Origin of the sequence: Sphingobacterium spiritivorum ATCC 33861, assembly GCF_000143765.1 — a bacterium.
GTDB classification, from domain to species: Bacteria; Bacteroidota; Bacteroidia; order Sphingobacteriales; family Sphingobacteriaceae; genus Sphingobacterium; species Sphingobacterium spiritivorum.
The window spans coordinates 1,653,750-1,671,751 of record NZ_GL379770.1 but is presented as its reverse complement, the minus strand read 5'-3'; the positions used below and the strand labels follow the sequence as shown (position 1 = coordinate 1,671,751).

Below are 18,002 nucleotides of genomic sequence, written 5' to 3'. Positions count from 1 at the left end.
GAATAATTTATTTCACCTGAAATAACAACGAGTCTATCTTTAATCTCCTTAAAAATATCCTGCTTTCTTACGGTCTTCCATTGCTGCCTCGGAGACTTTGTCATCCATTCGCGCTCCGCGTTCACTGACAGTAGACGCTTTAATTTCAGCAATAATATCATCAAGTTTCACCGCTTTGGAATCTACAGCAGCTGTACAGGTCATATCACCTACAGTTCTGAATCTTACTGACTTACGCTCGACTATATCTTCCTCATCAATATGCAGGAAAGATGCTGCTGCCATCAGCTGACCATTGCGTGTCACGACATCTCTTTCATGGCTGAAATAGATACTTGGCAAGGCTATATTTTCCCGTTTGATATAATTCCACACATCCAGTTCCGTCCAGTTTGAAATCGGAAATACCCGTACATTTTCCCCTTTATGAATCTTTCCGTTCAGGATATTCCACAGCTCCGGACGCTGGCGTTTCGGATCCCATTGTCCGAACTCGTCCCGTACCGAAAATATGCGTTCTTTTGCTCTTGCCTTCTCCTCATCCCTTCTGGCTCCTCCTATACAGGCATCAAACTGATATTTTTCTATTGTATCCAGTAAAGTGACCGTCTGAAGGGCATTACGGCTGGCATTTTTACCTTTCTGCTCCACCACTTTGCCTGCATCAATACTATCTTGTACATATCCTACAATAAGTTTTTCACCCAATTCATTAATCAGCCAGTCACGGTATTCAATGGTTTCAGGGAAGTTGTGTCCTGTATCGATATGTACCAGGGGAAAAGGAAATCTTCCCGGTCTGAAGGCCTTTTTGGCCAAATGCACCAGCGTGATCGAATCTTTTCCTCCGGAGAATAGCAGCGCAGGATTCTCAAATTGACCTGCCACTTCACGCAGGATATAAATGGCCTCTGCCTCCAAATGATCTAAATAATCCATCTATGCTACTTTGTTATTTTGTTGTAATATGTAATCCACACTCTTTCTTGCTCTGATCTTCCCACCACCAGCGTCCGGCTCTGAAGTCTTCACCTTCCTGTACAGCACGTGTGCAGGGCTGACATCCTATACTCGGAAATCCCTTGTCATGCAGGCTGTTATACGGGATATGCTCCGTTTTGACATACTGTTTTACCTGATCAAAACTCCAGTCAAACAAGGGGTGCACTTTTATAATCTGATTGACTTCATCATACTCTACAAAGTCCATATCATGGCGATTCGGCGATTGCTCGGCACGTATACCCGTCACCCATATCTTATAACCGGCCAATGCCCGGCGTAAAGGTTCAATTTTGCGGATATGACAACACTGTTTGCGGTTGTCTACCGATTCATAAAAAGCATTAGGGCCTTTGGCCGAAACAAACTCCTGCAGCAACTCTTCATTGGGCGCATACGCGCGTATAGGTAATCCTAATCTATCCAGCGTACGGCTCCAAAGTGAATATGTCTCTTTAAACAATCGTCCGGTATCTAATGTAAATACCTGAATATCCAGATGATTCTGTCCGATCCATTCTGTGATAATCTGATCCTCAATTCCGAATGAAGTAGAAAACACAACCTCTCCGGGGTACTGTATGCTCAGCTCACGAAGCAACTCCGCACCCTCTTTTCCTTCTAATGCTGCTTTTATCGTATTAATATCCATCCTGTTCAATCAAACTTTTAGTGTGTTCGTTCAGTGTTTTGACTTTATATTCAAAGTCACCCTTCAGTTTATCACGCAACTGGCTCATCAGTTCCAGTGTCTCATCAATTTCTTCCGGCAAAAGATCCTGTAAGAGATCCTTTACTCTTTTAGCGATTGTAGGAGACTTTCCATTCGTAGAAATAGCCACCTTGAGATTTCCCTTTTGCACAATAGATCCGAGGTAGAAATCACATAAAGCCGGCTTATCTGCTGCATTAAGTAAAATATTCTGCTGTTGGGTCAATACCCGGATTTCTTCATTCAGTTCCGGATTATTGGTTGCCGAGATCACCAGTTCTTTATCCTGTAAGTCTGCAGCGACAAATTCACGCTCGAATAGCTCTACATGAGGATAAGCTGCAGCAAGTGACTTCAGTTCAGTCTTAATCTCTTTACCTACAATAGTAAGCTGTACCTGGCTGTCCTGTGCGGTAAGTGCCTGAAATTTTTCAAGTGCCACAGCACCTCCGCCTACCAAAAGGGTACGGATCTGATTAAGCTTGATAAATATAGGAAACAGTGTATTCATTTACAATGCCAAGGCTTGTTCTTTGATCTTATTAAATTCATGGTGTTTGGCTACAACCTCACCCAATACAATAATGGCCGGTACACCGATACGGCGTTCCTGCGATTCATCCAGAATATCGTCAATCGTGCCTAATACTACTTTTTCGTTTGGTAAGGATCCGTTCTGGATTAATGCAACAGGGAGGTCGCCTCTCTTATGGCGTTGATAAAGTGCCACAATCTCCCGAAGTTTGCCATAGCCCATAAGCACCACTACAGTCGCATTTGAACGTACCGCCAGTTCGAGATCAGAAGACATCGATCCGTCAGATTTTGCACCGGTAATTACCCAGAAACTTTCGCTTATACCCCTGTACGTCAAAGGAATCTGCTGTAATCCGGTCAGTCCGATAGAAGACGATATACCGGGAATAACTTCAGTCTCTATATTATGCTCACGTAAAAAATCAATTTCTTCGCCACCTCTTCCGAATACAAAAGGATCTCCACCTTTGAGACGGACAACATTTCCGTAATTGACGGCATAGTCCACAAGTAAGCGGTTTATTTCATCCTGAGAGGCCGAAAGTTGTTCAGCCCGCTTGCCTACATATATCTTGACGCAGTCTAGCCGTGCGTGATCCAGCAGCTCTCCGCTGATTAATGCATCATACAGAATGACATTGGCATGCTGAATAGCTCTTAATCCTTTGACACTGATCAAATCCGGATCTCCGGGGCCGGCACCCACTAAGGTAACTTTAGCTTGTCTGTTCATGTGCTCCCTCTTAACTTTCTTGTACCTGTTGTATTAAATTCTTTTTGGCGTATACTTCATTGAAAAAGGCTACCGAACGAGCCAGATAAGCTTCAGCGAATGCCTGTCCCGGTTCATTTTTACTGATCTGAAGCACCGTATCTGCAAATGACGGTTCAAACTGATATTCACCAGCCTCTACAAAGTGGGTGTCAAACTCCTGAATCACGGCGTTCTGCGTACTTACATTGATTCCTTTTTCTAATAATAAAGCTTTGGCACATTGTACAAAGGCATTGTATGCATGATAAATCGCATCCGCATATTTATTTTCCGCATAGGCTGATCTGGCCCATGTTATTTTTTCTTCCGCTTCATATATCAGGGTAGCCACAAGATCTATCACCACACCGGCACATTCTCCTACACCTATTGCTGTAGCGAATGTCTCCTGATGTCCCCAGTCTATATATTCATCATCCGACAAATTAGTCAGATCCGAAAGTGGCTTTAAGAGCGTGTAGAAATAATTCTTACCCTGACGATCGTAGTAAGCGTGAAAATCCTCCTCTCCGATCGCTTCCTTTTTATAATCATTCAATACCAGATCCACCACATGTAGTACACGTTTGGTTGGCACTTTAATAATGCGTTCTGCAACTCTTCCGAAGCCGTCGCCAACGGTTCCGCCTCCGATCATAACCTGAGCAGCAGGAACGACTTTACCATTCGCCTTTACAGAACTGCCATGAAATCCTATATGTGCCAGACCATGCTGACCACAGGAATTCATACAACCCGATATTTTGATTTTCAACCGACGGTTATAGATAAAATCCTGATGAAATTCCTGTATATAGGTTTCGATTACCCGCGCCATTTCCGTACTGTTGGAAATACCCAGATTACAAGTGTCTGTACCGGGGCAGGTAGTGACATCTGCCGTACTTTCAAAACCCGGAGAAGCAAGTTCCAACCGGGTTAGCAAATTGAAAATATGAGGCAAAGATGCTGCTGTAGCATATTTCAACAGCAAACCCTGATTCTGTGTAATACGTATATCATCTGCGATCAGTCCGCGTAAGCCCTCGATCAGTTCCCTGGATTTTGCAGTAGGCAGATCTCCGGTGGATACTTTTACAAATACTCCGTAATAGCCTTCCTGTTTCTGCGCAAAAGTATTGGTCTCTTTCCAAAGCACATAAGCTTCAGAATCACTAAGATCAATTGCTGCCAATGCACTTGTATCCGGAGCTTCAGGCTGTACTATACGCGTCCGGTCTACATCGTAGCGTTTTACCTTATTTGCTATTTTCTCTTCTTCAATGAGGCGAATTACTTCCTCCAGACCCACCTTCTGGATCAGGTATTTAAAGCGTGCCTTATTACGATTGTTGCGTTCGCCATGGCGGTCAAATACACGCAATGTCGCTTCTATATAAGGGATAAGCTCATCTTCCGGTAGAAATTCATTGGTGATACTCGCCAGAAAAGGCTGTGAACCCAATCCTCCTCCAAGCATAACTTTGAATCCGCGGATTTCTTTCCCGTCGATAGTTTTGATTTTAGGAATGAACCCCAGGTCATGTATATATGAGAATGCGGTATCATCTTCTCCGGAAGAAAAGGACATTTTAAATTTACGTCCCATTTCGGCACATACCGGATTGCGTAAGAAATACTCAAAAGTCGCGTGTGCATAGGGCGATACATCAAACGGCTCATTCGGATCTATACCCGCAGTGGCTGATGCCGTGACATTACGTACCGTATTTCCACAGGCTTCACGAAGTGTAATATCATCTTCCGCTAATTTGGCCCACAATTCAGGTGTACGGTCCAGACTTACATAATGGATCTGTATATCCTGACGTGTTGTAAAGTGCAGATTACGGCTGGCATACTCATCTGAAATATCTGCTATTTTGAGAATCTGTTTAAAAGTAACCTTACCAAACGGCAGTTTGATCCGCACCATCTGTACACCAGGCTGACGCTGTCCATAAACTCCCCTGGCAAGGCGAAGAGATCTGAATTTTTCTTCCGGCAATTTGCCTTCTTTAAACAGACGAATCTTCTTTTCAAGATCAATAATCTCTTGCTCCACAACGGGATTCTCTAATTCTGTACGGAAACTTTGCATACACTTAATGATTTATTCTTTGGTCTTCATGACTGATGACGGATCAAATGTAAAAATAATTTTTTTAAAACCTATAATATCTACCAATTTAATATATATTTGTCATTATAAAATTTACAAGAGTATTTCTATAGACTTTAAGTAGATGTCATTTAAAATAAATAAAACTCTAATTTTAAGCATATTAACAGTAATTTTATCGTATTCCTGTGCCCCAAAAGTAAAAGACGGATATAGTGAAGAGAGAGGTTACGAAGGAAATATTTCTATTTCAGGAGCCTTTGCGCTCTATCCTCTTGCAGTTATCTGGAGTGAGGATTTCAAAAAAATACATCCCAATGTCCGGTTTAATATTTCTGCCGGTGGTGCCGGCAAGGGAATAGCCGACGCATTGACGGGAATGGTTGACATCGGACTGATTTCCAGAGATCTGCATCCTCAGGAAATTGAACGTGGTGCATTTCCGATAGATGTCGCCAAAGACGCAGTTATCTGTACGATCAACAGTAAAAATCCAAATTATCAAAAGTTAATCAGCAGAGGGCTGACTAAAAAGGAACTCGAAGATCTGTTTATTAATCAAAAATATAAAAGATGGAACGATATCGACCCTGCATTCACCGCAGATCCTGTCGTCATCTATGTACGTTCGGATGCAGCCGGAGCTGCTGAAACCTGGGCTAATTTTTTCGGGCATAAGCAAGAAGATCTGAAAGGAGTAGGAATTTTCGGAGATCCAGGCATTGCTCAGGCTATCAAAGACGATCCGAATGCTATCGGATTTAATAATATAAACTATGTGTATGATCTCAAAACGAAAAAGACAGCAGAGCACATCGATGTGCTGCCGTTGGATCTGAATGCAAACGGCAAGATTGACACAGAGGAAAGCTTCTATACAAATATTGATGACCTTACAGAAGCTGTCGCACTGAGTAAGTACCCCTCACCTCCTGCCCGTAGCCTTTCATTTGTCGCACATGGCAAACCAAAATCTTTGCTCTTGAAAAAATTTATCTCTTTTGTATTGGAGAAACAGCAGCAAAGTATCCTGCTGGAGAATGGATATGTACCCTTACACGAAGATATAATCGCTGGTGAACTGAAAAAACTTTAACATGCTTATTAATAGAATACTCAAAGATAAAATAATACAGAAATCCACATTAGTACTGCTCATAGCCTCTATCTCTGTAGTAGCACTTATTGGTATCGGACTGGCTGTTAAATCTGTACCGCTGTTTGAATCGACCAGCGTAGTCTCCCTTCTGACGCAGAAAGTATGGTCTCCAATGAAAGGTTTTTTTGGTTTTTTACCTTTTATTACGGGGACATTATCCGTCACTCTTATTGCGGTACTTGTGGCTGCTCCTCTGTGTATTCTGACAGCAGTATACCTTACGGAATATGCCGGCAAATCATTGAGAAATATGATGCTGCCTCTGGTAAATGTTCTTGCAGCCATTCCTCCTGTACTGTACGGAGTCTGGGGCGTGCTCTTTATCGTTCCTGCGGTACAGAATTATATTGCCCCAATATTCGGTGTCACGACTTCCGGCTATACCGTATTGTCCGGCGGGCTGGTACTGGCTGTAATGATCTTTCCGATCATGATCAGTATAATGGTGGAAGTCCTGCAGACTATACCTTATGAATTGAAATCTGCATCCATGTCTTTAGGCGCAACGAAATGGGAAACGATACAAAAGGTCGTATTAATAAAAGCGAAGCCCGGTATATTTGCAGCCACAGTACTGGCTGTCTCCAGGGCTTTCGGCGAAACAGTCGCTGTACTCATGGTCTGCGGAAATGTACCTAAAATACCCACGTCCATATTCGACGCCGGATATCCTATACCTGCGCTGATCGCCAATAACTTTGGAGAGATGATGTCTATTCCGTTATACGACTCCGCTCTGATGTTTGCCGCCTTACTATTATTTGTAATTATTTTTGGGTTCAATCTGCTATCAAGACTGATCCTCAACAAACTGGAGGGAAAATACAATGGCTAATGTAAAGACCAGATTATTCAAAGAGCAGGTTGCAAAGACCCTTATGCGTCTTTCCGGAATGGCCGTCACGGGTTCGCTATTCTTTATTCTGGGAACGATATTATACAAAGGCTTGCCTTATATCTCGTGGGATATGATTACGCAGGTACCAAAAGGCGGCTTTTATATTGGCAAGGAAGGCGGAATTCTGAATGCAATACTGGGCTCTCTTTATCTGGCCGGTGCAGCGACCCTGCTATCTACCCTTATCGGCATTCCTATTGCCATTTATCTGAATATCTATGTGCGTAGCGGGTCAAAACTTGCACAACTGTCCAAATTACTATTTGATGTATTGTTCGGAATCCCATCCATTGTGTACGGAGCAGTAGCCTTTAGCCTGATGGTGTGGCTTGGCATTCGCGCTTCTCTGCTGGGCGGAATTATTACGATTACATTGCTGACTATTCCTATAGTCGTCCGCACTGTAGATGAACTTATTAAAACAATTCCCGGAGACCTGAAGCACGTCACCTTGTCACTGGGTACGACCCGCTGGGAGGTAGCAAAAATATTTATCCGCTACATCAGACCCGGAATACTGACTGCTATTTTATTAGCCTTCGGACGCTCCATCGGAGATGTAGCAGGCGTACTCTTAACAACAGGCTTCAGCGACAATCTGCCTAAGTATATTGACGAACCTGCGGCAACACTTCCGCTGGCTATATTTTTTCAATTGAGCAGTCCTATTCCTGAAGTACAGGGACGGGCATATGCTTCTGCGCTTATTTTATCATTGATCATCTTAATTATCGTGTTATGCACTCATATCCTTCAATCGAAACAGAAGAAACACAAAATATAACAACCTTGAGTCGTCCTCATCTGGAAATCAAAGACCTCAATGTGTACATAGAGGGCAATCATATTCTGAAGAATATCAACCTGGCTTTGCCCAATAATTCCGTGACTTCGATTATCGGACCTTCCGGCTGTGGTAAAACTACGCTTCTGAAGACATTGAACAGATTACTGGATGATATTGAGGGTGTGGATATAACCGGTTCTGTACTGGTCAACGGTGAAGATATCTATGCAAAAGGAGCTGAAGTAACTCATATACGCAAAAAAATGGGATTGCTCTCGCAGCGCCCATTTCCGTTGCCGATGTCTATTTTTGACAATATCGCTTACGGTCCGCGCATACACGGAACCAGAGACCGTAAAAAGCTAAAACTTATCGTAGAAACACAATTGCGTAATGTCGGGCTTTGGGAAGAAGTCAAGGACCGGCTGGATCAATCTGCCACACGGCTCTCTATAGGTCAGCAACAACGTCTCTGCCTTGCCCGCGGACTGGCGGTGGAACCCGAAATTATTCTCGGAGATGAATCTACATCTGCTCTTGACCCTGTATCTACCCAAACTATTGAGAACTTACTGATCGATCTCAAAAAAGATTATACGATCGTGCTCGTAACTCATATCCTCAGACAGGCCCGACGTGTATCTGATTATATCGCATTTGTGTATAATGGGGAAATTCTTGAATTCGGAAAAACCGAACAGGTGCTTCTGCATCCTAAACATCAAGTGACACAGCAATATGTAAAAGGTTTTATCTCTTAGCACCGGTTTTTTTCCTATGCTAAGAGAACTTCTAAAACAGCTGAAATCCGCTATAGAAAGAGCCGTTGCAGATCTTTATTGCCCATCCATTTGATCAATTCTTTTAATTTCTTTGAAATCTCAGCCTTTGATTGAGGTACTGCTTTTTTGTTTTTTGTTACGCTTGCAGGTACAGCCACCTGGTTTAACTCTACTTTAGTAGCGAAATAATTGAGATTATAGGATGGAATAGCGACTCCAAGTATCATTCCCGGCAAACCATTTATCAACTCCGGACCTCCTGATACAGGAATCTGAGGAGTATAAAAAGCAACGATATATACAGAGTCCTGCATTATTCCGTTCACCCGCCTGCAGTCGTATCCCAGAATATTACGGTATTCATCAGTAAACTTCCATTTAATCTCAGCTATACTGTCTGCCAGTTGCAACTCATCTTCGCCGAAGGACAGCAATTTTTTAAAAGTACCGGTCTTGAAATTACAATATGTTTTCGTGTCATTATAATATTCCTGATTTTGCAAGAGATAGCGTTGGTTTGCAGGAAACTCCTCTTTAACATTTTCAAAAAATGTTTCCGTAGTATTAAAACTCAGTGTATTTTTAGTAATCAGCTCAGCAGGTGAATTTTTCAATAAACCATCAAAATAGATACCCGAATATCCACCCGAATTTTGAGATTTTTTGAGCTGATTCTTGACATAATTATGCAGATGAAACTTACGTTCGTAGGTAATGGTTCCGTTTTCAGGGAAATAAGCATATTGTGCCTGCGCATATTGCACCATTAAAAAGCAGGAAAGCAAAACAAGGAATACCAATCTATTGACCATTTTTACTGCCTCCTTTCATGGTTGTAAAATTATAAATGACTCTAAACATAAAAAATCTATTTATCACATTGTTTTGTGTTTCGAAAAAACTAGAGCCGTTTTGACTTCTGTTGATACCGTTTCTTTCATTAAACAGGTCGTTGACAGATACCTGGGTCTCCAGACTTTTATCTTTAAAAAACTTCTTGGACACATAAGAATTCACATACATATTGTGAATGGGCTTTGCGTATACACCAGTTGCCCCCTGGTAATTTTGATTCACATCTATGCTCAGTTTAAAGTCCTGAGGGAAGATATAACTGAACGTTCCGAAGTTGCTGATCGTAAAGGCATTATTATTAAGCTGAGACTGAACGCTTGAATTCATTTTGCTGAAACCCGGTCTGAGATTTACATTAAAATTAAACCCGGTTTTGGCGTATCTGTAAACCCCGAGACTGAAAGAGTAATTTGTTCGTTCGCTATGATTAAGCTCGGGTTCCGAAGCCGTTGTCGTTACATAATTATAAGAACTGTTATAACTTGCTGAAAGGCCGGGAGACACATTCAAATCTAACTTTTTGAATGCTTTGAAGGAGAATGATCCGTATATATTCGCGTTGAAATTCTGTTTATCAGTGACATTTACATACTGAAGTGTGCGCTGGCCAGTAGTTGGATTGACCGTGACAAACGAAGTGATATTATCAACCACATTTCCAATACCGGCATTTACAAATAAGGATTGCTGCTTAAGCTGACGGTACGAATTAAAGGATGCGGAAAGGTTATTTCTATATCCTCCCTCTAAATTGTCATTTGGCAGAAATTCTGTCCGTTGATCTGTATTCTGACGCAAAGGTTTTATCTGGCTTAAAGATGGCTGAAGCGTATTTCCGGAATAATTAAGCCGTAAACTTTTACTTTTACTAAGCTTATAGTTGACGTTCACATTCGGATTATAAGACAATTGCGTCACATCCAGTTTGGATTTATCCCCATAGTCGTCCCTTACATTAGCAGACGAAGTCAGTCTGTTATTGAAATTGATGGTCAGTTTATCGGCGATATAATTAAAACCCAGATTTCCGGTATTGCGATAATTACGATAAGTCAAATCGTTTAATACACTTTCATCAAGATCCGTATAATCTTCTGTAAGCGGATCTTTGTTAAAAGACTGGTCAAGTGTTTTGGATTGGAACCAGGCATATTCATATCCTACATTTGCCGTTACCGATTTACTCAAGGGTTCGGAATAATTAAAAGAAGACGTCAGCTGATCATTATTTACAGTATTGCGCTTGAATTGATCAATGACATCCAGACTGTCCAGATTGACATATTCTACACTTGAAAAATATTGATTCTGAGCCTTTTGATTCGTTACATTTCCGGCTATCCGCAGGGTAAGAGCGCGCTTCGGCTTTTTAAACTTTTTGGTATAATAGGCAGATAAGTCTGCATTTTCGTTTGTATTAGTATTGAAGGAACGTCCTTCCGTTCTATTAATAGGCTCATAATCCAGGGTTTGTTCCAATCCTTCAGAAAAGGAAGTATTTTCCGTTTTATTCAATCTGTATTCCAGATTAAAGGTAATATTAGAGCTGGAATCCAGTTCAAGATCATATCGCAATCCGGCCTGATGGCCATTATTCAGATTACTGGTCTTATCCTTATTGTTTTCGATTTTTGAAAATCCGGGCAACTCATCCCGGCTAAATGTGGTATTGGTGTTATCCACCTGCAGTCTGGAATATTTATAATTTGAATTGATCTTGTGCTTATTATTACTCGTCTTATCACTAAATGTAATTCCTGAATTTATAGCTTTCGGTATTCCGCCTCCTGCATATTCTCCGTTGAATCCTTCATCTCCTCCCCCTGTCCGGATAACAATCCCGCCTCCTTCAAAGGAAGATTCACCCGATCCGCCAACACCAAATTTTTGATTAGAATAATAACCCAATCCTACTGTTCCTTCATTACCGGTGACACCAAAAACACCTGTTTTCTGCGTCCCCTTAAACTTATTGACTGCGAGAGATCCTGAATAATATTTTTCTAGTCCTGCTCCACCTTTCAGCTCTCCAAACATTCCTTTTTTACTTTCTTCCTTCAGCCGGATATCAATGGTCTGTGTCCGCTCTCCGTCATCAACACCTGTTCGTGTCGCCATCTCAGATTTTTTCTCATAAACCTGAACCTTCGAAACCATATCCGAACGAATGTTCTTCGTGATCAATGTAGGATCATCTCCGAAAAATTCCTCTCCGTCCAGAAGCACCTTTTTTACGGTTTTACCCTGTGCTGTAATAGATCCGTCTGGATTCATCGTTATTCCAGGAAGCACCTTGAGCAATTCCTCTACTTTCGAACCCTCCTCAACCTTAAAACTAGCAGCATCGTATTCGATGGTATCTCCTTTTATAACCACTGGGATACGACCTGTTACCTGCGCCTCCTCCAACAGAATAGCCGTTTTGGACATATTTACCGGACCGATATCAATGGGCCGGTCCTGAATATGTACCTTTTTTACAAAATCTGCATACTGGGGATAGTTTATGATCAACAGGTACTCACCTGTATCTTTTGACGTAATAGAAAATTTGCCATTCTCGCCTGTACGGGCAAAACTCTGCATAACAGAATCTCTCGAACGCAACAATACGACAGAAGCTTTTTCTAATATTGCTTTATCTTTTATATCGATTACTTCACCTGTAATTTTAGGATTAAGCTGCGCATACAGATGCGTCAAACAGGATACAGTAAAACAGAATAAGAATAAAAATTTTTTCATCACAAAGGCTTGGTTATACGAATTGTTCGTAAATATATCAGCTTTTATGTTATGATGTAATTAAGGAGGTGTAATTTAACATTATTTAAGATATAATATTAATAAATATAAAAAATTAACTTTAAGCAATCGATTGCTTATCTTAAAAAGAAAAATAGAACAATCAAAAAAGTACAATTGGTGTTCTCATTTTTTGAAATTACAGCGCGAGTAAATTATAAATTTTGGGTAAAAAGATAATTAATCCAACTATCAGCGCGGCTGTAGCTGTAATCAGTACAGCACCGGCAGCAACATCTTTAATACGTTTAATCCGCGGATGTTGTTCCAGCGTGATCATATCGGCCATTTGCTCTATAGCAGTATTGAGCGCTTCCATAGCGATAACGAGACCGATACAAAGGCAGACGGCAATCCACTCCATTGCCGATATATGTAGCCATAGCCCCATAATAACAGCAGTTATAGCAGCCAGTAAATGTATTTGAGCATTTGTTTCCTCACGAAATAATACCTTAAGCCCTTTGACTGCATAGCCAAAACTGGCTATACGTAATTTGAGTTTATTATTCAGATTATCCATGCTTTATGATCAAAAAAAGAGTCGCTTTTCAACAGGAAAAGCGACTCCTAAAGATACAGATTACCTTTTAGAAACTGTTTAAATTTTATGGAAACTATATAAGTTCGAACAAGTCAGTAACACCTAATACTTTACGACTGGTAAAGCCTTCCGCGTACTGCACCTGGATATTTCTTCCGAATTCCCTCCCTCTTCCCTCCGTAGATTTCATAAAATCCGGATTAGAGATATAGGTCTGAGGCTCATCATCCTCACCGCCAGAAGAATTAAATTGAGTCTTATAGGCTAGTACAGCCTTTTCTTTGATATGCCAGTAGTCGCTGACATCCAGCAACACGTCCGGTCTGATATACTGATCCTGTATTAATTGCAGCAAAAGTCTTGGACGGAAAGCTTCCTGCGGTTTGCCATCTGCTTCTGTTTCTATACGGCGTAAGCCTGCCAGAAACAAGGCGTCATTGACCAGCTGGCTCGCGCGTCCGTGATCCGGATGACGGTCCGACAAAGCATTTGTAATAACAATCTCCGGTTGAAACTTACGGATACACTTTATGATTTCCCGTTGTTCCATTTCTTTATTTTCAAAAAAACCGTCCCGCAAATCCAGGTTTTCCCGAACAACTACTCCTAATATTTCTGCCGCATCCTGCGCTTCCTTTGTTCGGGTTTCAGCTGTACCGCGCGTACCAAGTTCGCCTCTGGTCAGGTCAACGATACCGACTTTCTTTCCTTCAGCTACATATTTTGCAATCGTTCCTCCTGCTCCCAATTCAGCATCATCAGGATGAACGGTCATTACCAATAAATCTAATTTCATGTTATAACATCATTATGATCCGGCACAAAGATACAATTTTCACCTTCATTCCAGTGTCATTATTCATTCAGAAGTGCTTCGATTTTGCGCGTAATGCGGGAAGAATTGGGTCCTGTAAAGGGGTAAAAGAAATCTACGACCTCCCCTTTGCGGTTAATCAGGTATTTGTGAAAATTCCATAAAGGCTTGACATCCACAGATCCGTTTAATTCTTTATGAGACAAATATTTAAACAACGGATCCACATATTCTCCGATAACATGTGTACGTTTGAATACAGGAAAGGTAACCTGCTGTTGCAGACGACAGAATGTCTCCAGCCGGCGCCCTGTGAGTGGTTCCTGTTGATTAAAATTATTAGAAGGAAAGGCCAGTACCTCAAATCCCTGTTGCTTATACTTTTGATAGAGTCGTTCCAGCGCTTTGTACTGACTGGTAAACACACATTTACTTGCCGTGTTAACAATTAACAATACTTTATCATGATAGTCTTCCAACGACTTCTTTTCGCCATTGAACTCCAAAGCGTGAAAATTGTAAACAGATTGCATAGGTTATATTTTTTATTGAAGCGGCGGAGACGCTACCGGGCGCGTTCTCTCAAAACTTCTGATAATGTTTTCGATCTCAAAATCCTCCTGACTATCGTATGTGCTTTTCAGATTGTGACCAAATACTTTTGCGATACCCTGATAGAAAAATGCGGTAAGTCCGCCTTTCATTTCTCTCACCATATCATAGCTTGTTTTTCCGGTCTGTCTGTCCACCAGTTTGATTAATATTTTCCCCTGTGACACAGACAGATTTTTTATTTCCTTGGTAAACTTTTCTTTAATTTCTTCTTCGCAGGCTTTAATCAGTCTTTTTTGTTCTTTTTTATCATTGACCAATGCCAGATCCCTGTCCAGTTGATCATATCTTTTTTGTGCATAGATTGCATACGGCAATACACGCAGCACATTTCTTCTAAGTCTAAGGTATTCCTTCTTAGCGTCCTCACTGCTCCATATACGTTTGCCCGTCACGACCACTTCCGGTATAGGAAACCAGGGCACCACTTCTCCGTCATCCAATGTAGTAGTGGCATAATGCTCCACCACTTCCGGTTCGCCTCCACCATACTGAGGCTTAATCAATGTCTGCCCTTTTCCAAAAAGAGGAAGGAGCAGAAAAAGAACAAATCCGGGTACATATATAATTTTCATTTTTGCATCAAAAAAAGCCTTTTGTTTTTATTCTGATAAATAATTTTACTACATTTATTCAAATGAAAACAGATATCCATATAAAGGTACTTCTTTTCTGTCCTAATTTACATAAAAATATTTAAAGTATCTTAAAAATTTTACAGCACGTTTATGAAAGAGTATGTGATTGATATTGAAGCTGAAAACAAAGAAATTCGCAAAAGATATAGAGATTTATTGAGAGCGTGCAAGCCAACTTTACAACGCGGCGACAAACAAGAGATACGTAAAGCATTTGATCTGGCTCTGGAAAGTCATAAAGAAATGCGCCGCAAATCGGGCGAGCCTTATATTTTCCACCCTATCGCCGTAGCCAAAATTGCTGCGGATGAGATCGGACTTGGTACTACATCGATTGTATGTGCACTGTTGCATGATGTCGTTGAAGATACAGCTATCACCTTACAGGAAATTGAAGATCAGTTTGGGAAGAAAGTGGCCCGGATCATCGATGGCCTGACCAAAATATCGGGTATATTCGATCCGAACAGTTCTATGCAGGCGGAAAATTTCCGTAAGATGCTGCTGACGCTGGCGGATGATGTACGCGTGATCCTTATTAAACTGGCAGACCGCTTGCACAATATGCGGACAATGGAGTTTATGGCGCGGGACAAGCAGTTGAAGATTGCTTCGGAAACAAGTTATCTCTATGCTCCGCTGGCTCACAGATTAGGACTCTATGCAATTAAGTCCGAGCTGGAAGACCTTTCCATGAAGTATACCGATCCGGATACCTATAAATTTATAGCGAAAAAGCTGAATGAAAAGAAAGCTGAACGCGAGAAATTTATTTCGGATTTTGTCGGACCGGTTAAAGAGATTCTGGAAGAACAGGGTATTAAAGCTGAGGTGTTCGGTCGTCCTAAATCTATTCATTCTATCTGGAACAAGATGCGCAAAAAGTCTATACCTTTTGAAGAAGTATACGATCTGTTTGCGATCCGTATCATTATAGACACGGATTATGAAAAAGAGAAAACAGAATGCTGGAAGGCCTATTCTATTGTGACGGATCTTTACAGACCAAATCCGGATCGCTTGCGCGACTGGGTGTCCTCTCCTAAAGGAAACGGATACGAATCCCTGCATACAACTGTAATGGGGCCGCGCGGTCAATGGGTGGAAGTGCAGATACGCACAAAACGCATGAATGAAATTGCGGAAAAAGGATTTGCTGCACACTGGAAATACAAAGAGTCCAATTCGGACAGCGGACTGGATCAGTGGATTCAGAAAGTAAGAGATGTACTGAGCAGTGCCGATTCGAATGCGCTGGACTTTGTGGATGATTTTAAAATGAATCTTTTCTCTGATGAGATTTTCATTTTTACGCCTAAGGGAACACTTATTCAGTTGCCAAATGATGCTACAGCCCTTGATTTTGCCTTCGAGATACATTCGGATATCGGAGCGACCTGTATCGGTGCTAAAGTCAACCACAAGCTTGTACCGCTGAGTCATAAGCTGCAGAATGGTGATCAGGTCGAGATCATCACTTCTGGTAAGCAGGTTCCGAAAGAAGATTGGCTCAACTTTGTCGTAACAGCCAAAGCCAAATCCAAAATACGTTCGTCCCTGAAAGAGGAAAAGCGCCGGGTGGCGGAAGATGGTAAGGAAATACTGGAGCGCAAACTAAAATCACTGAAGATTACCTATAACACTGATAACATCAATAAGATTTCTAATTATTTTAAGTTCCCGAGCTCACAGGAATTGTTTTACAATGTGGCCAAAGGAACTATAGATATCAAAAATCTGCGCGATTATGCTGCCAGTGAAAAACTGATTGACACTTCGCCAAGTCAGTTTAGCTCTCACATCAGTGGACTAGTAGAAAAAATAAATAAAAAAGACCTGGATACATTGTTGATTGGGGACGATCTTCAGGAAGTAGATTATACGCTTGCACCTTGTTGTAACCCTATTCCCGGGGATGATGTATTCGGATTTCTGACGGTAAATGACGGCATAAAAATACACCGTACAAGCTGTCCGAATGCGTCTAAGCTGATGGCCAACTACGGGTACCGTATTCTTAAAGCTAAATGGGCTTCTTCAACGTCCAACAATGTGGCTTTCCTTACCGGATTGCGTATTGTCGGAATCGATGACGTCGGATTGGTCAACAAGATTACTACCGTTATATCTCAGGAGTTTAAGGTCAATATCCGCTCGCTGTCCATATCAAGTAATGAGGGTATTTTTGAAGGAAATATCATGGTATTTGTCAACGATACGGATCAGTTGGATAACCTGATTAAAAACCTCAAACATATCAGCGGAATAACCGGAGTAACACGATATGAATCGGAGAATTAAATCAACTGAATCTCACATTTTCGAAAAAAGCGATATTGTGAATCTAATTTGGTAAATTTGTAAAGAATCTTAAGTTTGATATGAATCTAGCAGAAAATTACGCCACTGTAAAAAAGATATTCGAGGCTTATCTGGAGAATAAAAATCTGAGAAAGACTCCTGAGCGCTACGCTATTTTGGAAGAAATCTACTCGCGCTCCGATCACTTTGATGTTGAGTCACTGTATATTCACATGAAAAATAAAAAATATCGTGTGAGCAGAGCTACCGTGTACAACACATTAGAGCTATTGGTGTCATGCGACCTGGTGACTAAGCACCAGTTTGGCCGTAACATGGCTCAGTTTGAAAAATCTTTTGGCTATAAACAACATGATCACGTGATTTGCATAGAATGCAATAAAGTAGTCGAATTTTGTGATCCGAGGATCAACCAGATCCAGAGTCTGATGGGAGATTTGCTGAAGTTTGACATCAAACATCACTCTCTCAATCTGTATGGCGTCTGTGAAGATTGCCAGGAGAAAGACAAAGCCGCTAAGGCAAAAGCCGAAAAAACGGTTATTTCAAATTAATATTGACTATTGGTAAAATATTATAGTACATTTGTTCGGAAAAACTACTACCGTAATTTTTCCGAACATTTTTGTTTTAGAATAAGTCATTATCTAAATATATTT

17 protein-coding genes are annotated in these 18,002 nt (G+C 41.2%); 6 read left to right on the top strand and 11 right to left on the bottom strand.

Annotation, left to right across the window (positions count from 1 at the left end):
• Positions 1–48 precede the first annotated feature (48 nt).
• Genes cysD through HMPREF0766_RS07290 form a run of 5 tightly spaced genes read right to left on the bottom strand, consistent with a single transcriptional unit; the run spans position 49 to position 5,106 of the window.
• Positions 49–939, bottom strand: a complete 891-nt coding sequence (gene cysD, locus HMPREF0766_RS07310) for a sulfate adenylyltransferase subunit CysD (RefSeq protein ID WP_002995111.1) — start codon at positions 937–939, stop codon at positions 49–51.
• A 13-nt stretch (positions 940–952) separates the two neighbouring features.
• Positions 953–1,654: a phosphoadenylyl-sulfate reductase gene (locus HMPREF0766_RS07305; RefSeq protein ID WP_002995109.1), complete on the bottom strand. Its 702-nt coding sequence runs from the start codon at positions 1,652–1,654 to the stop codon at positions 953–955.
• The gene (locus HMPREF0766_RS07300) at positions 1,644–2,225 is read right to left on the bottom strand and encodes a precorrin-2 dehydrogenase/sirohydrochlorin ferrochelatase family protein (protein WP_002995106.1); all 582 of its coding nucleotides are present in this window, start codon (positions 2,223–2,225) and stop codon (positions 1,644–1,646) included. The genes HMPREF0766_RS07305 and HMPREF0766_RS07300 overlap by 11 nt, the downstream gene beginning before the upstream one ends.
• Positions 2,226–2,984, bottom strand: coding sequence for a uroporphyrinogen-III C-methyltransferase (cobA, locus tag HMPREF0766_RS07295; RefSeq protein ID WP_002995103.1), 759 nt, complete (start codon positions 2,982–2,984; stop codon positions 2,226–2,228).
• 10 nt (positions 2,985–2,994) lie between these two features.
• A complete protein-coding gene (locus tag HMPREF0766_RS07290; RefSeq protein WP_002995100.1) occupies positions 2,995–5,106 on the bottom strand; it encodes a HEPN domain-containing protein in 2,112 nt (703 codons plus the stop codon).
• Positions 5,107–5,251: 145 nt separating this feature from the next.
• On the opposite strand from HMPREF0766_RS07290, the gene HMPREF0766_RS07285 reads away from it, so the two are divergent.
• Genes HMPREF0766_RS07285 through HMPREF0766_RS07270 form a run of 4 tightly spaced genes read left to right on the top strand, consistent with a single transcriptional unit; the run spans position 5,252 to position 8,732 of the window.
• Positions 5,252–6,223, top strand: coding sequence for a PstS family phosphate ABC transporter substrate-binding protein (locus tag HMPREF0766_RS07285; RefSeq protein ID WP_002995098.1), 972 nt, complete (start codon positions 5,252–5,254; stop codon positions 6,221–6,223).
• A 1-nt stretch (position 6,224) separates the two neighbouring features.
• Positions 6,225–7,121, top strand: coding sequence for a phosphate ABC transporter permease subunit PstC (gene pstC / locus HMPREF0766_RS07280; RefSeq protein ID WP_002995095.1), 897 nt, complete (start codon positions 6,225–6,227; stop codon positions 7,119–7,121).
• Entirely contained in the window at positions 7,114–7,968 is an 855-nt protein-coding gene (locus tag HMPREF0766_RS07275) for a PstA family ABC transporter permease (protein WP_002995093.1), read from the top strand. Before pstC ends, HMPREF0766_RS07275 begins: the two co-directional genes overlap by 8 nt.
• Positions 7,923–8,732 (top strand): phosphate ABC transporter ATP-binding protein, encoded by an 810-nt coding sequence (locus HMPREF0766_RS07270; protein WP_002995092.1) that lies wholly within the window; start codon positions 7,923–7,925, stop codon positions 8,730–8,732. Before HMPREF0766_RS07275 ends, HMPREF0766_RS07270 begins: the two co-directional genes overlap by 46 nt.
• Positions 8,733–8,782: 50 nt before the next feature.
• Here HMPREF0766_RS07270 and HMPREF0766_RS07265 read toward each other — a convergent pair whose 3' ends face one another.
• From HMPREF0766_RS07265 to HMPREF0766_RS07240, 6 genes are all read right to left on the bottom strand, one after another.
• Entirely contained in the window at positions 8,783–9,565 is a 783-nt protein-coding gene (locus HMPREF0766_RS07265) for a GLPGLI family protein (protein ID WP_002995088.1), read from the bottom strand.
• Positions 9,555–12,353, bottom strand: coding sequence for an outer membrane beta-barrel protein (locus tag HMPREF0766_RS07260; RefSeq protein WP_002995086.1), 2,799 nt, complete (start codon positions 12,351–12,353; stop codon positions 9,555–9,557). The genes HMPREF0766_RS07265 and HMPREF0766_RS07260 overlap by 11 nt, the downstream gene beginning before the upstream one ends.
• A 199-nt stretch (positions 12,354–12,552) precedes the next feature.
• Entirely contained in the window at positions 12,553–12,936 is a 384-nt protein-coding gene (locus HMPREF0766_RS07255; protein ID WP_002995084.1) for a diacylglycerol kinase family protein, read from the bottom strand.
• A 94-nt stretch (positions 12,937–13,030) separates the two neighbouring features.
• Entirely contained in the window at positions 13,031–13,753 is a 723-nt protein-coding gene (bshB1, locus tag HMPREF0766_RS07250; RefSeq protein WP_002995082.1) for a bacillithiol biosynthesis deacetylase BshB1, read from the bottom strand.
• A gap of 59 nt (positions 13,754–13,812) precedes the next feature.
• Positions 13,813–14,304 carry a glutathione peroxidase gene (locus HMPREF0766_RS07245; protein WP_002995077.1) on the bottom strand — a complete coding sequence of 164 codons (492 nt, stop codon included), beginning with the start codon at positions 14,302–14,304 and terminating at the stop codon, positions 13,813–13,815.
• Positions 14,305–14,316: 12 nt separating this feature from the next.
• On the bottom strand, positions 14,317–14,958 hold the full coding sequence (locus HMPREF0766_RS07240; protein ID WP_002995075.1) for a DUF4294 domain-containing protein: 642 nt from the start codon (positions 14,956–14,958) through the stop codon (positions 14,317–14,319).
• Positions 14,959–15,111: 153 nt separating this feature from the next.
• Here HMPREF0766_RS07240 and HMPREF0766_RS07235 point away from each other — a divergent pair, with 153 nt between their 5' ends.
• Together HMPREF0766_RS07235 and HMPREF0766_RS07230 are read left to right on the top strand one after the other, a co-directional pair.
• Positions 15,112–17,322 carry a RelA/SpoT family protein gene (locus HMPREF0766_RS07235; RefSeq protein ID WP_002995073.1) on the top strand — a complete coding sequence of 737 codons (2,211 nt, stop codon included), beginning with the start codon at positions 15,112–15,114 and terminating at the stop codon, positions 17,320–17,322.
• An 80-nt stretch (positions 17,323–17,402) separates the two neighbouring features.
• Positions 17,403–17,897 (top strand): Fur family transcriptional regulator, encoded by a 495-nt coding sequence (locus HMPREF0766_RS07230; RefSeq protein ID WP_002995071.1) that lies wholly within the window; start codon positions 17,403–17,405, stop codon positions 17,895–17,897.
• Positions 17,898–18,002: the final 105 nt, after the last annotated feature.

Excerpts from the sequence above, each read along its gene's own strand:
- HMPREF0766_RS07265 (WP_002995088.1), bottom strand. The coding sequence starts at position 9,565 with ATGGTCAATAGATTGGTATTCCTTGTTTTGCTTTCCTGCTTTTTAATG.
- cobA (WP_002995103.1), bottom strand. The coding sequence starts at position 2,984 with ATGAACAGACAAGCTAAAGTTACCTTAGTGGGTGCCGGCCCCGGAGAT.
- HMPREF0766_RS07305 (WP_002995109.1), bottom strand. The coding sequence starts at position 1,654 with ATGGATATTAATACGATAAAAGCAGCATTAGAAGGAAAAGAGGGTGCG.
- HMPREF0766_RS07275 (WP_002995093.1), top strand. The coding sequence starts at position 7,114 with ATGGCTAATGTAAAGACCAGATTATTCAAAGAGCAGGTTGCAAAGACC.
- HMPREF0766_RS07230 (WP_002995071.1), top strand. The coding sequence starts at position 17,403 with ATGAATCTAGCAGAAAATTACGCCACTGTAAAAAAGATATTCGAGGCT.
- bshB1 (WP_002995082.1), bottom strand. The coding sequence starts at position 13,753 with ATGAAATTAGATTTATTGGTAATGACCGTTCATCCTGATGATGCTGAA.
- HMPREF0766_RS07285 (WP_002995098.1), top strand. The coding sequence starts at position 5,252 with ATGTCATTTAAAATAAATAAAACTCTAATTTTAAGCATATTAACAGTA.
- HMPREF0766_RS07255 (WP_002995084.1), bottom strand. The coding sequence starts at position 12,936 with ATGGATAATCTGAATAATAAACTCAAATTACGTATAGCCAGTTTTGGC.
- HMPREF0766_RS07290 (WP_002995100.1), bottom strand. The coding sequence starts at position 5,106 with ATGCAAAGTTTCCGTACAGAATTAGAGAATCCCGTTGTGGAGCAAGAG.
- HMPREF0766_RS07260 (WP_002995086.1), bottom strand. The coding sequence starts at position 12,353 with ATGAAAAAATTTTTATTCTTATTCTGTTTTACTGTATCCTGTTTGACG.
- HMPREF0766_RS07270 (WP_002995092.1), top strand. The coding sequence starts at position 7,923 with ATGCACTCATATCCTTCAATCGAAACAGAAGAAACACAAAATATAACA.
- HMPREF0766_RS07300 (WP_002995106.1), bottom strand. The coding sequence starts at position 2,225 with ATGAATACACTGTTTCCTATATTTATCAAGCTTAATCAGATCCGTACC.
- pstC (WP_002995095.1), top strand. The coding sequence starts at position 6,225 with ATGCTTATTAATAGAATACTCAAAGATAAAATAATACAGAAATCCACA.
- HMPREF0766_RS07235 (WP_002995073.1), top strand. The coding sequence starts at position 15,112 with ATGAAAGAGTATGTGATTGATATTGAAGCTGAAAACAAAGAAATTCGC.
- cysD (WP_002995111.1), bottom strand. The coding sequence starts at position 939 with ATGGATTATTTAGATCATTTGGAGGCAGAGGCCATTTATATCCTGCGT.
- HMPREF0766_RS07245 (WP_002995077.1), bottom strand. The coding sequence starts at position 14,304 with ATGCAATCTGTTTACAATTTTCACGCTTTGGAGTTCAATGGCGAAAAG.
- HMPREF0766_RS07240 (WP_002995075.1), bottom strand. The coding sequence starts at position 14,958 with ATGAAAATTATATATGTACCCGGATTTGTTCTTTTTCTGCTCCTTCCT.